The 13,622-nt window shown below is 71.8% G+C and carries 8 protein-coding genes; 5 read left to right on the forward strand and 3 right to left on the reverse strand.

Annotated features, from left to right (window positions below):
* Positions 1-257: 257 nt before the first annotated feature.
* The 3 genes from AXW62_RS25465 (at position 258) to AXW62_RS25475 (ending at position 3,738) form a co-directional block, all read left to right on the forward strand.
* The gene (locus AXW62_RS25465; protein WP_060946552.1) at positions 258-500 is read left to right on the forward strand and encodes a hypothetical protein; all 243 of its coding nucleotides are present in this window, start codon (positions 258-260) and stop codon (positions 498-500) included.
* A 421-nt stretch (positions 501-921) separates the two neighbouring features.
* Positions 922-1,896 (forward strand): acyl-ACP desaturase, encoded by a 975-nt coding sequence (locus AXW62_RS25470; protein ID WP_060946553.1) that lies wholly within the window; start codon positions 922-924, stop codon positions 1,894-1,896.
* Between the two features lie 21 nt (positions 1,897-1,917).
* Complete coding sequence (locus AXW62_RS25475; RefSeq protein ID WP_079115785.1) at positions 1,918-3,738, forward strand: SEL1-like repeat protein; 1,821 nt, start codon at positions 1,918-1,920, stop codon at positions 3,736-3,738.
* A gap of 112 nt (positions 3,739-3,850) precedes the next feature.
* Here the strand turns inward: AXW62_RS25475 and pepN are convergent, their stop codons facing one another.
* Together pepN and AXW62_RS25485 are read right to left on the reverse strand one after the other, a co-directional pair.
* Complete coding sequence (gene pepN, locus AXW62_RS25480; protein WP_060946555.1) at positions 3,851-6,421, reverse strand: aminopeptidase N; 2,571 nt, start codon at positions 6,419-6,421, stop codon at positions 3,851-3,853.
* Positions 6,422-6,494: 73 nt separating this feature from the next.
* Positions 6,495-7,781 carry a glycosyltransferase family 2 protein gene (locus AXW62_RS25485; RefSeq protein ID WP_060946556.1) on the reverse strand — a complete coding sequence of 429 codons (1,287 nt, stop codon included), beginning with the start codon at positions 7,779-7,781 and terminating at the stop codon, positions 6,495-6,497.
* Between the two features lie 319 nt (positions 7,782-8,100).
* Between AXW62_RS25485 and AXW62_RS25490 the strand changes: the two genes are divergently transcribed.
* Positions 8,101-9,657: an ArnT family glycosyltransferase gene (locus tag AXW62_RS25490; protein WP_063817656.1), complete on the forward strand. Its 1,557-nt coding sequence runs from the start codon at positions 8,101-8,103 to the stop codon at positions 9,655-9,657.
* 3 nt (positions 9,658-9,660) lie between these two features.
* Positions 9,661-12,105, forward strand: a complete 2,445-nt coding sequence (locus AXW62_RS25495; RefSeq protein ID WP_079115786.1) for a galactose oxidase early set domain-containing protein — start codon at positions 9,661-9,663, stop codon at positions 12,103-12,105.
* A 66-nt stretch (positions 12,106-12,171) separates the two neighbouring features.
* Here AXW62_RS25495 and AXW62_RS25500 read toward each other — a convergent pair whose 3' ends face one another.
* A complete protein-coding gene (locus tag AXW62_RS25500; RefSeq protein WP_060946558.1) occupies positions 12,172-13,197 on the reverse strand; it encodes an aspartate-semialdehyde dehydrogenase in 1,026 nt (341 codons plus the stop codon).
* Positions 13,198-13,622 lie beyond the last annotated feature (425 nt).

A 13,622-nucleotide genomic window follows, 5' to 3' on the forward strand; every position in this document is an offset into this window, starting at 1 on the left:
CACTGCCTTCTGTTACCGTCGCCGGGGCCCGGCGGGTCCTCCCGCCGGGCGGACCCGTCACCGCCGACGAGCCGCGGATACGGGGACGCGCCCGCCGTGCGGCACCGCGGCTGCCGTCGCGCCGCCGCCCCCGTCCACCTCGGCGAGGCGGGCAGCCCCGGGACGACCTCCCGGGGCTGCCGTCATGGGCACCTCAATCCCGTGGTAAAGGCGACCCCGGGCACGCGGCGCCGCGGGGCGTCGGATAACTTGAGTCCGTGAGCAACAAGGTCAACAAGAACGCCGTGCGCGCCGGTGCAGTCATCGCCGCGACGACGGCGATGCTGCTGATGTCGTCCCCCGCGTTCGCGCTCACCCGCGACGACGGTGACGACCCGGGTCCGGGCCTGAGCGTCGCCGAGACGCTGGGCCTCTATGTCGCCGCTCCGATCATTCTCTTCCTGGTGATCGCGGGTCTGGTGATGGCGGGAGACAGGAAGTCCCGCAAGCAGACCGACTGAGCGATCGATCGACGAAGCGCGCGTACGCCGCTGCCAGGGCGCCCCGGCCATCAGGCCGGGGCGCCCTTGTCGTTGTGCCCTCGCGCGTCGCCCGGCCCACCCGCCTTCCGCCCGGGGACCACTGGCCTTCGGCGTCCGGGCCATCCGTACGGCCGCTCGTGTTCCTTCCGGACCACTGGCCTCCGGCGTCCGCCACCCGTACGGCCGCCCCTACGGCCACCCGTTTTCCTTCCGGACCACTGGCCTTCCCGTCCCCGGCCCACCCGCTTCCCGGACCGGATCGCCACGTCCGACCGGGGCACGGAGCGTTCCCCGGGCACCATCCCCAGGTCGCGGGCCGTTTATTCTCGCTTTAACCTACGGTGTCGTAACCTACGGAAGCGTAAGTAAGCCCATCGCCCCCGTCCCCTGGAGCCGCGCAGTGACCCTCGCCCCTTCCCACCCCCACGGTCAGGCCGTATGGAGCGACACCCAGCTCCTGTACGCACTCGAAGAGGTCGTCGAGACCGAGCTGAACCGGCATCTGAAGGTCGCCAAGGAGTGGATGCCGCACGAGTACGTCCCGTGGAGCGACGGCCGGAACTTCGACGGGGTCATGGGCGGTGAGGCATGGGCGCCCGACCAGTCCAAGGTCAGCGCGGTCGGCCGGACGGCGCTCGTGGTCAACCTCCTCACCGAGGACAACCTCCCCAGCTACCACCACGAAATCGCGACCCTCTTCGGCCGCGACGGCGCCTGGGGCACCTGGGTGCACCGCTGGACGGCGGAGGAGGGGCGCCACGGCATCGTGATGCGCGACTACCTGCTGACCAGCCGCGCCGTCGATCCGGTACAGCTGGAGCGGTTCCGCATGGCGCACATGTCCGAGGGGTTCGAGTCGGACAACCAGCACAGCATGCTGCACACCGTCGCCTACGTGGCCTTCCAGGAGCTGGCCACCCGCATCTCGCACCGCAACACCGGCCACCACTCCGGTGACCCGGTCTGCGACCGGATGCTGGCGCGCATCGCCGCCGACGAGAACCTGCACATGATCTTCTACCGGAACCTGCTCGAGAAGGCGTTCGAGCTGGCCCCCGACCAGACCATGTGCGCCGTCCGCGACGTGGTGGTCAACTTCCGCATGCCAGGTCATGGGATGCCCGGATTCGAACGCGCCGCCGCCCAGATCGCCATCGGCGGCATCTACAACCTGCGCATCCACCACGACGACGTCCTCCAGCCCGTGCTGCGCTTCCTGAAGGTCCTGCAGATCGGCGGGCTCGGCCCGGAGGGGATCAAGGCGCAGGAGGAACTGGGCCTCTACATGGGCGGACTGAACGACCAGGCCACCAAGTTCGACGAGCGACGCGAGGCGCTGCTGGCCCGTCGCAGGGCCCGTGCCGAACGAGTGTGATCACTCTGGCACCATCGGGTGATGGTCGAACATTCATCGCAAGAGGGGCCCGGCGCGGCTCCCGGTGAAACGCCCGCCACGGTGGACCAGGTGGCGGCGGATCAGGAGGCGGACCCGGCGGCCGAGGCGGCCCGGCTGAGGGCCGCCGCCGCGGCCGGGAAGCCGGGCGCGTACCGGGCGTACGCCGAACTCCTCACCGGACGGGGCCGCCTGGACGAGGCCCTGCCGTGGTGGGCCAGGGCCGCCGACGCCGGGGACGCGGACGCCTCCCGCACCCTGGCGATCTGTCACAAGGACCGCGGCGAGTTCGCCGAGGCCGAGCGGTGGTACCGCACGGCCGCCGATCGCGACGGCGGCTGTGCGTTCGGCCTGGCCCGGCTGCTTCAGGAGGCGGGCGACGCGGCCGGCGCCGAGAAGTGGTACGAGCGCGGAGCCGCGCTCGGCAGCGTCGAGTGCAAGACCAACGGGGCCGTGATGCTGGCCGCCCGCGGCGCATGGGACACCGCCCTGGAGCGGCTGGCCGAGGCGTCCGCCGAGGGCGACGAGACCGCCGCCCGCGCCCGCCGGGTCATCCAGGACATGCTGCGCGACCTGGCCCGCTGGCGCGAGGCCCTCGCCCGCGCGGAGGCCGAGGGCGACCCCGAGGAGGCGTACGAGGCGCTGCGCGAGCTGCTCGATCCGGACCGCAGGGCGATGTTCGAGCGCTACCCCCGGATGGTCGCGGAGGCCGAGGCGCTGTACGCCGGGGCGGCGGCGGTGGGCAGCGCCAAGGCGCTGGTGGACCAGGCCCTCTTCATCGCCCGCGACCACAGCCGCTGGGACGAGGCCCGCGCCCTCGTCGAACGCGCCCATGGGCTGGGCTACGACGGCGCGGCGTACGTCCTCGGGGTCTGGGCGGAGGAGAACGGCGAGCTGCGCACCGCCGAGGAGTGGTACCGCACGGCCGACGAGGCGGACGGCGGCCACATCTGGGCCTGCTTCAACCTCGGCGTGCTGTGCGTACGGCAGCGCCGGCTGGACGAGGCGGAACGGTGGCTGCGGGCCACCGGTGTCGACGAGGAGAGCCGGGACCCGTTCGACGAGGGCGAGGAGCGGATCGTCACGGCACTGGAGAGCATCGCCGCGATCCGCGCCGACCCCGAGCGGATGCCGCCCGCCGAGTGGGCGGAGCGGCTGCCGGGGCTGCGGGCCCGCGCCGAGGAGGGCGGCCCGGACGACTGGTACGCGTACGCCGACGCCCTGATGCGGCTGTACCGGCTCCCGGAGGCCGCCGACTGGTACCGCAAGGCCGGCACCCCGCGCGCCCTGCTGGCCCTCGGCCGGATGCTGTACGAAGGGGGCGGCGCCAACGGGGTGCGGATGGTGCCGTACTACGAACCCGCCGCCGCGGAGGGCGACGCCGGGGCCGCGTACGACATCGGCCGCATCCACGACGAGGCCGGGGACCGGCGCACCGCCCAGATCTGGTTCCGCCGGGCGGCCGACCTCGGACACGGGCGCGCCGCGTGGTGGCTCGGCTGGACGTCGGAGGAGCGCGGCGGCGATCCACAGCACGCCGAGCGCTGGTACGTGCGCGCCGCGCGCAGCGGCCTGGTCCCGCCCGCCTTCCTCGCCGGGCGCAGCATGGTCCGGCGCGGCGCCTGCGCCGAGGCCGAACCGCTGCTGAGGATCGCCTGCGAGGGGGACCACGAGGAGGCGCCGTACTGGCTCGCGCAGGCGCTGCGCGGGCTCGGGCGGACGGAGGAGGCGCAGCGGTGGCTGCGGGTCGCGGCCGAGACGTACCCGGACCTGCTGCGCCGGTACGGCGACATGGCCCGCCTGGCCGTCCCCGACCCCCGCTGATGGCTGATCGCTGACCGGGCCGCACCCGGCAACGAACCCGTCGGACGGCCCCGGCCCTACGCGGCAGCGGCGCCGTGCGGGGCGCAGGGCCCCGCACGGCGCCACACCCCGGTCAGCCCGCGTTCGCGTCCGCCGCCTGGGCCTTGAGCGCGCGCTCGATGCCCGCGCGGGACTCCGTCACCAGGCGCCTGAGCGCCGGGGAGGGCTCGGCGGAGGCGAGCCAGGCGTCCGTGGCGTCCAGCGTGTCCTGTGAGATCTGCAGCGACGGGTAGAGGCCCACCACGATCTGCTGCGCCATCTCATGGCTGCGGCTGTCCCAGATGTCCTTCACCACCGCGAAGTACTTCTCCGCGTACGGCGCCAGCAGCTCGCGCTGATCGGTCTGGACGAAGCCGCCGATCACCGCCTCCTGCACCGCGTTGGGCAGTTGGTCGCTCTCCACGACCGACGCCCACGCCTCCGTCTTGGCCTGCCGCGTCGGCCGCGCGGCCCGCGCTGTCGCGGCGTGGCGCTCGCCCGCGGAGGTCTTGTCCCGCTCCAGCTCCGCCGCGATGGCCGCCTCGTCCGCCCGCCCGGTGGCGGCCAGCCGCTCCAGCAGCGTCCAGCGCAGCTCGGTGTCGACGGCCAGGCCCTCGATCGTCTCGGTGCCCGCGAGCAGCCCGGAGACCAGGTCCAGCTGCGCTTCCGTACGGGCGGTCGCGGCGAAGGCCCGTGCCCAGGCCAGCTGGTGGTCGCTGCCCGGCGCCGCCGCCCGCAGGTGGTCGAGCGCGGCCTCGGACCACTTCGCCAGGCCCGTCTCGCGCCAGGCCGGCGCGGCGTACAGCTCGATGGCCAGCTTCACCTGGCGGTGCAGCGACTGGACGACGCCGATGTCCGACTCCTTGGCGATGCCCGAGAGGACCAGCGACAGGTAGTCGCGGGTGGCCAGCTCGCCGTCGCGGACCATGTCCCAGGCCGAGGCCCAGCACAGGGCGCGCGGCAGCGACTCCGCGAAGTCGCCCAGGTGCTCGGTGACGACGGCCAGCGAGTCCGGGTCCAGCCGCACCTTCGCGTAGGTGAGGTCGTCGTCGTTGAGCAGGATCACCGCCGAGCGCTTCTTACCGGCCAGCTGCGGCACCTCGGTCAGCTCACCGTCCACGTCCAGCTCGATCCGCTCGGAGCGGACCAGCTTGCCGGTCGCGTCCAGGTCGTACAGGCCGATGGCGATGCGGTGCGGCCGCAGCGTTGGCTCGCCCTTCGCGCCCGCCGGGAGCGCCGGGGCCTCCTGCCGCACCGCGAACGAGGTCACCGTGCCGCTCGCGTCCGTCTCGATCCGAGGCCGCAGCACATTGATGCCGGCCGTCTCCAGCCACTTCTTCGACCAGGTCTTCAGGTCCCGGCCGCTGGTCTCCTCGAGCGCGCCGAGCAGGTCCGACAGCCGGGTGTTCCGGTACGCGTGGCGCTTGAAGTACGCCTGGACGCCACGGAAGAACTCGTCCATCCCGACGTAGGCGACCAGCTGCTTGAGCACCGAGGCGCCCTTGGCGTAGGTGATCCCGTCGAAGTTGACCAGGACGTCGTCCAGGTCGTTGATCTCGGCCATGATCGGGTGCGTGGAGGGCAGCTGGTCCTGCCGGTAGGCCCACGTCTTCATGGAGTTGGCGAAGGTGGTCCACGAGTGCGGCCATGTGCTGCCCGGCGCGTGGGCCTGGCAGGCGATCGAGGTGTAGGTGGCGAACGACTCGTTCAGCCACAGGTCGTTCCACCACTCCATGGTGACCAGGTCGCCGAACCACATGTGGGCCAGCTCGTGGAGGATGGTCTCGGCCCGCGTCTCGTACGCGGCGTCGGTGACCTTGGAGCGGAAGACGTACTGGTCACGGATGGTGACCGCGCCCGCGTTCTCCATCGCGCCCGCGTTGAACTCCGGCACGAAGAGCTGGTCGTACTTGGCGAACGGGTACGCGTAGTCGAACTTCTCCTCGAACCACGCGAAGCCCTGCCGCGTCACGTCGAAGATCGCGTCCGAGTCGAGGTACTCCGCGAGCGAGGGACGGCAGTAGATGCCCAGCGGCACCGAGCGGCCGTCCTTCTCGTAGGCGCTGTGCACACTGTGGTAGGGACCGGCGATCAGCGCGGTGATGTACGTGGAGATGCGCGGGGTCGGCTCGAACCGCCAGACGCTGTCCTTGGGCTCCGGCGTCGGCGAGTTGGAGATCACCGTCCAGCCCTCGGGCGCCGTCACGGTGAACTGGAACGTGGCCTTCAGGTCGGGCTGCTCGAAGCTGGCGAACACCCGGCGGGCGTCCGGCACCTCGAACTGGGTGTAGAGGTACGCCTGCTGGTCGACCGGGTCGACGAAGCGGTGCAGCCCCTCCCCGGTGTTGGTGTACGCGCAGTCGGCGACCACCCGCAGCTCGTTGCGCCCGGCCAACAGCCCCGGAAGGGCGATCCGCGAGTCCCGGAAGACCTCGGCGGGGTCCAGCGCGTCCCCGTTGAGCACCACCTCGTGCACCGTGGGCGCCACCAGGTCGATGAACGTCTCCGCGCCCGCCTCGGCGGCGTCGAAGCGCACCGTGGTCACCGAGCGGTAGGTACCGCCCTCCTGAGCGCCGCTCAGGTCCAGTTCGATCTCGTACGCGTCCACCGTGAGGAGGCGCGCCCGCTGCTGCGCTTCCTCCCTTGTGAGGTTGGTGCCAGGCACGTCGGCTTACTCCCGTTCGTCATGTGCGGTACGCCATGCGTCAGGCGGATGGCCATCCTCGCATGTCGGACGGTCAGCGGGAGGCGTCCTCGGCCCGCGGCCGGGCACCGGGCAGATGCGCGCCGACATGCGAGGTCAGCTCCCAGTCGTCGCGCCCGGTGTACTCGCGCCAGACCGCCCGTACCGCGGCGGCGCCGAGCACCAGGGAGTAGACGGGCGTGCCGAGGACGAGCTGGACGTAGTGCCGGAGCCGGATGCCGACCTGGTACTGCCGGCCGAAGTCGTGCAGGGCGGCGCATTCGAAGGCCACCATCGCGGCCATGGGCAGCACCGGCAGCCAGGCGAAGAGCGCCGCCGGCAGCGGGATTCCGCCCGCGACCGCCACGCCCGCGCCGATGGGCACGGCCACCCCGCTGAACGCCTGTACGAAGGGCGTGGTGAGGGTGTAGCGGGCCAGGACGCGCTGGCCGAAACCGGGCAGCCGCCGCCACTCGCCCTTCCTGAGCACCTGGAGAAACCCCTGGTTCCAGCGGGTGCGCTGTTTGTAGAGGGCGACGAGGGAGCCCGGTGTCTCCTCCCGGGTGACCAGCGCCGCGTGATAGGCGACCTGCACCTTGGCGCCGCCGCTGGAGAGCCGTACGCCCAGGTCACAGTCCTCGGCCAGGCAGTCTCCGTCCCAGCCGCCGGTGGCGCGCAGCAGATCCGCTCGTACGAAGACGGTATTGCCGCCGAGCGGAATGAACCCCTTTCGGGCGTGCAAATGCAATCTGCTGCGGAACCAGAAGAAGTACTCGAGACAATTTCGGAGCGCGTACCAGCTGCTCTCGTAGTTCATCAGCTGGACCCCGCCCTGCACCACATCCGTCCGTCTGCCGTCCCCTTCATCGCGGTGGAAGGCGAAATCGACATGGGTGAGGAGTCCGGGATGGACGATGTCCTCCGCGTCGAAGACCCCGATGATCTCACCACGGCAATGCGGCAGCGCGGTATTCATCGCCCGCGGTTTGTTCTTCCGCTCATGATGGTCGGTGACCACCTTGACGCGATCGGAACGGACGGCGGCGAGCCGGTGCGCGATGGCGGCGGTGCCCGGATCGTCATGCCCGACGATCACCACGATCTCGAAATCCGGATGGTCGATGCGGAGCATCCGCCGGACGGTGTGCTCCAGTACGGCCTCCTCGTGCCGCGCCGGGACCAGCAGCGAGAAGGACAGCCGGTGCTCGCCGTCGGGCTCGGCGAACGCGGTGGCCTCCAGCGTCTCCGGGGTGCGCCAGGCGTGCATCATCCACCACAGCGTGGTGGTGGCCGCCGTCATGAGCACCAGTGACACGAACAACAGCACGGCGGAAAGCGCCATGGAATTCCCCCCAATGGATTCCAGCGGTGCTCCGGCGAAACAGGACGGGACGCTAGCACCCCTTTACGATTCCGTCAATAACGGAATGTGGTATTCCGTATCCATGGTCCATCTCCGGCCAAAGGCCGGACGGGGTGAACCGGGCGAACATGTCGCCACTCCGAAACCGGTGGTTTATTGTTTCGTTATCGGCTGCTGGTGTTCTGTAAAGCCGTGCCGACGGTGTTCTGAGGGGGGTTCCGTGGGGTACGCCACCATGCCCGTGGCCGAGGATTCGGCGACGGGTTATCCGGGCAGCGCGAAAATGCCGCCGCCCGGCGTGCGGAGAATACGCACCGGCCGGGTGCCGGATCTCGCGCTGCTGTTGCCCGTGGTGATTCTGGCCGTGGCCGTCCGCGCCTGGAACATCGGCGGACTGCCCTTTCCCAACGACGACGAGGGCACCTATCTGGCCCAGGCGTGGGCGGTCCGGCATGCCGAGGGCCTGGCCCACTACACGTACTGGTACGACCATCCGCCGCTGGGCTGGATCCAGCTGGCCGCCGTGTCCTGGCTGCCGTCCTGGCTCCTTCCGGACCTGCCGGCCTTCGTCCAGGGCCGGATCGCCATGCTGCCCGTGGCGGCCGCCACCACCGCCCTGATCTGGGCGGTCGCGCGGCGCGGCGGGCTGAACCGCCGGGCGGCCGGCGGCGCCGCGCTGCTGCACGCCCTCTCACCGCTCTCGGTGACCCTGGGCCGGCAGATCTACCTGGACAACTTCGCCGTGCTGTGGGTGCTGGCCGCCTTCGCCTTCGCCCTCTCCCCGCGCCGCCATCTGTGGCACCACGTCGGCGCGGGCGTCTGCCTGGCGTTCGCGATGCTCTCCAAGGAGACCATCGCCGTCGTGCTGCCCGCCGTGGTCGTCGCGCTGTGGCAGGGCAGCCACCGGCGCACCCGCGCCTTCTCCGTCGCGGGCTTCGCCTCCGGGCTGCTGGGCACCGCCCTGCTCTATCCGCTGTACGCGCTGCTCAAGAACGAGCTGCTGCCCGGCGCCGGCCATGTCTCGCTGCTCGGCACGCTGAAGTTCCAGCTCGCCGGCCGGGCCGGCACCGGCTCGGTGTTCGCCCCCGGGACCGAGGCGCATGCGCTGGTGCGGCAGTGGCTCGACACCGACCCCGTCCTCCCGCTCGCCGGGCTGGCCGCCACCCTCGTCGTGCTCGCCCTGCCCCCGCGGTCGGGGCTGCGGCTGCGCGGCCCGGCGCTGGCCGCCGTGGTGCTGGCGCTGGTGGCGCTGCGACCGGGCGGCTATCTGCCGAAGATGTACATCGTCCAGCTGCTGCCGTTCCTCGCCATCGCCCTGGCCGCGGTGGTCCAGGCGGCCGTCGCCGCGCTGCCCGCCGAACGCCTCGCCCGCGGCGGCGCGCGGGGCGCGCGGGGCGTCCGCGCCACCGCCGCCGCGCTGCTGCTGACCGGCGCGGCCGTGCTGACCGTCCCGCCCTGGGCCGGCGCCGGCCGGCACAACGCCACCACGGCCGAGACCGACGCCTACTACCAGGCCGCCCGCTGGCTGCGCGAGGGCCACATCCCGGATCCGGGCGGCAGCCGCGTGGTCGTCGACGGGGTGCTGTGGCTGGACGCCGTCGGCAGCGGGCTGCGTCCGGGCACCGGGGCCATCTGGCACTACAAGGTCGACCAGGACCCGGCCATCGCCGAAACGATGCCCCACGGCTGGCGCGACATCGACTACGTCGTCTCCACACCCGCGCTGCGCGGCGAACGGCACAACCCGCAGATGCCGACGATCGCCGATCTGCTCCGCCACGCCACGCCCGTGGCGACCTTCGGCGAGGGCGACGGCCGCATCGACATCCTCAAGACCCACAACGGACAGGGGTGACGCATGAGGAGACCGAGTCCACCGGGGCGGAAGGCCGGACGGCGAAGAGCGGCACGGCTCCTGGCCGTCCTGCTCACCACGCTCGCGTCCGTCGTCCTCGCCCTGTCCCCGCCCGACCCCGGCGCGCGGGCCGCCGCCAGGGCGGCCCCCAACCTGATCACCAACCCCGGTCTGGAGAACCTCGGCGCCGACTCCTTCCCCACCTGCTTCGAGAAGTCCGGCTACGGCGACAACGACCACACCTTCACCGTCACCGGGGCCGCCGGCGCCCACAGCGGCAGCCATGCCGTCGAGCTCACCCTCACCCGCGTCGCCTCCGGCGACCGCAAGATGATGATGCTGGAGAACGACTGCGCCCCGGCCGTGGTCCCGGACCACCAGTACGACGTGTCGGTCTGGTACCGCACCACCTCGCCCCACACCGTCCTGACCCTCTTCCGGCACGACGCCGCCGGCGGCTGGACCTGGTGGACCGACCTCAAGACCCTCCCGGTCACCTCCGCCTACGACCGGGCCGAGGTCCGCACCCCGCCCGTCCCCGCCGGTACCGACCGGATCACCTGGGGCGTCACCCTCTACGGCACCGGCACCCTGGCCACCGACGACTACGCCATGACCGACGCGACCGACCCGGGACCGCGGGACCCGGTCTGCGCGGCGGAGGACACCGGCCCGGCCTGCGACGGCCGCTGGACGGTCCTGTCCCTGCCCTCGCCGGTCCGGGCCATCCACTCCGTGCTGCTGAACAACGGCAAGGTGCTGCTCATCGCGGGCTCGGGCAACGACCGCGACGCGTTCGCGGCCGGGACGTTCAGGACCACCGTGTTCGACCCCGCGACCAACGGCTTCACCGACGTGCCCACGCCCGACGACTTCTTCTGCGCCGGGCACGTCCAGCTTCCCGACGGCCGGGTGCTGGTCATGGGCGGCAACAAGGACTACGCCGCGCTCGACGGCAGCACCAGTTACAAGGGCCTGAAGACCTCCTACGTCTTCGACCCCGCCACCAACCGCTACACCCGCACCAACGACATGATCGCCGGACACTGGTACCCCTCGGCCACCGCCATGGGCAACGGCGACGTCACCTCCTTCGGCGGCCTCGACGAAACCGCCAACGGCACCGTCGTCAACGAGCGGTTCGACCACACCACCGGCGCCTGGAAGGGCTGCTGCGAGAAGCAGACCTGGAGCTTCTGGGGGCTGTACCCGGCGATGATCCTGCTCCAGGACGGCCGGCTCTTCTACACCGGCAGCCATGTCTTCGGCAACGGCCTGCCGGGCACCGGCGCCTCGCTCTACGACTACGACAAGGGCACCATCACCGACGTACCCGGGCTGCGCCGCAAGGACGAGCGGGACGAGTCGATGAGCGTGCTGCTGCCCCCGGCCCAGGACCAGCGGGTGCTCACCGTCGGCGGCGGCAACCACACCGTCACCGAGAACGCCCACCGCCTCACCGACCTCATCGACCTCAAGGCCGACGACCCGGGGTACGTCCCCGGGCCCGATCTGCCGCACGGCCACTACGCGGACGGCACCCCGCAGAAGGGCGAGGAGGGCAAGGTCTACGTCTCCACCGTGATCCTCCCGGACGGCAAGGTCCTGGAGACCGGCGGCGCCCTGCACACCTACCGGGAGAAGCCGGTCTTCGAGGCGTCGCTGTTCAACCCCGCCTCGGGCGCCTTCGAAGCGGACCTGGCCACCGACCCGGTCCCGCGCACCTACCACTCCTCGTCGCTGCTGCTGCCCGACGGGCGGGTGCTGAGCGTCGGCGACAACCCCGGCGACGGCTCCTTCGACCGCCGGATCTCGATCTATGAACCGCCGTACCTCTTCCGCGGCGCCCGGCCGCGCATCACCTCGGCCGCCTCGCGGGAGTGGGCCTACGGCTCGACCCAGCGCGTCACCGTGGACCAGCCGGTGGTCAAGGCGTCGCTGATCCGGCCCGCGGCCGTCACCCACTCCTCCGACCCCAACCAGCGCTATGTCGACCTGCCGATGACCGTGGTCGACTCCACCACCCTCGACACCACCCTCGACCTCAACCTCACCAGCAACCCCAACCTGGCCCCGCCCGGCTGGTACATGCTCTCCGTCGTGGGCGCCGACGGCGTCCCCTCGGCCTCCCGCTGGGTGCACATCGGCGGTACGACGGCGGCCGGGGCCCACGCCCAGCCGTTCGCCGACGACCCCTCCGCCGCGCCCCACACCGCCAAGCACCGGAGCACCGGGGGGACGGCCCTGCCCGAGGGGTACGACGGATGCGACCACACCTACGGCACCGGCGACCAGTGCGTGCCCTGGACCTTCCCCCGGGGCGTGACCGGGTCCGAGCGCTGCGCATGGCTGCTGTCCCGCGGCTACGGCGCCATGAGGACCCACGGCCGTGACCGTCACCACCTCGACCGCGACCACGACGGAACGGCCTGCGGCACGGGGGACTGAGCGGGCGGGGGACGCCGAGGGGGAGCGGCCCGCCGGGCCGCTCCCCCTCGGATGTGGCGGTGGCCGTCAGCTCAGCTCGGCCGCCACCAGTTCGGCGATCTGCACGGCGTTCAGCGCCGCGCCCTTGCGCAGATTGTCGTTGGACAGGAACAGCGCGAGACCGTGCTCGACCGTCTCGTCCACCCGGATCCGGCCCACATAGCTGGGGTCCTGGCCGGCGGCCTGGAGCGGGGTGGGGATCTCCGAGAGCGCCACGCCCGGGGCCGAGGCCAGCAGCTCATAGGCGCGCTCCACGCTGATCGGACGCTCGAAGCGGGCGTTCACCTGGAGCGAGTGGCCGGTGAAGACCGGGACCCGGACACAGGTGCCGGACACCTTCAGCTCCGGGATCTCCAAGATCTTGCGGCTCTCGTTGCGGAGCTTCTGCTCCTCGTCGGTCTCGAACCGGCCGTCGTCGACGATCTTGCCGGCCATCGGGAGCACGTTGAACGCGATCGGGCGGGCGTACACCCCGGGCTCGGGGAACTCCACGGCCGCGCCGTCGTGGGTGAGCTCGGCGGCGCGGTCCGCGGTCTTGCGGATCTGGCCGTCCAGCTCCGAGACGCCGGACAGCCCCGAACCGGAGACGGCCTGGTAGGTGGTGGCCACCAGGGCGGTCAGCCCGGCCTCGGCGTGCAGCGGGCGCAGCACCGGCATGGCGGCCATGGTGGTGCAGTTCGGGTTGGCGATGATGCCCTTGGGGCGGTCCACCGCGGCGTGCGGATTGACCTCGGCGACCACCAGCGGCACCTCGGGGTCCATCCGCCAGGCCGAGGAGTTGTCGATCACGACCGGGCCCTGTGCGGCGACCTTCCCGGCCAGCGCCCTGGAGGTGGCGCCGCCGGCGGAGAAGAGCACGATGTCCAGTCCGGAGTAGTCGGCCGTGGCCGCGTCCTCGACCGCGATCTCGGTACCGCGCCACGGGAGCGTACGGCCGGCCGAGCGGGCGGAGGCGAACAGCCGCAGCTGCTCGGCCGGGAAGTCGCGCTCGGCGAGCACCTTGCGCATCACTCCGCCGACCTGGCCGGTCGCTCCGACGATTCCGATCCTCATATCAGCCCTTTTCCTTGGTCGTGCCTGCTCGAGGCGCCTACCCTCCTGGCAAGTGTCTCAGGCGGGCCCGTTACCGTCCCGTGATTTTTCCCACGGCGGATGCGGTTCCCAGCGCGGATGAACGCCGGGTGAGCGAGAGGATTCCGGTTCCCCAGGGCGCGATGACCGTTTGCCACCGCCAAGATCCACGTGTGGATATCGGCGGCCGGCGTTGCCGTCTCGTTCACTCCCAGGCCACCCCCGGTGCCAACGATCCGAGGTGAGGACAGCCCCGCTGTCCGCCCGTCACCGCGTGTCCACTCGGGGAGATCGCGCATGTCCCGCATACGGTCCGTACGGTCCGCCGCAGCTGCCGTCGCCGCCCTCGACCGGCGCACCTTCCTCGCCGCCACCGCCGCCACCGGCGCCACGGCCGGTCTGGGGCT

Origin of the sequence: Streptomyces hygroscopicus subsp. hygroscopicus, from assembly GCF_001553455.1 — a bacterium.
GTDB lineage: Bacteria > Actinomycetota > Actinomycetes > Streptomycetales > Streptomycetaceae > Streptomyces > Streptomyces hygroscopicus.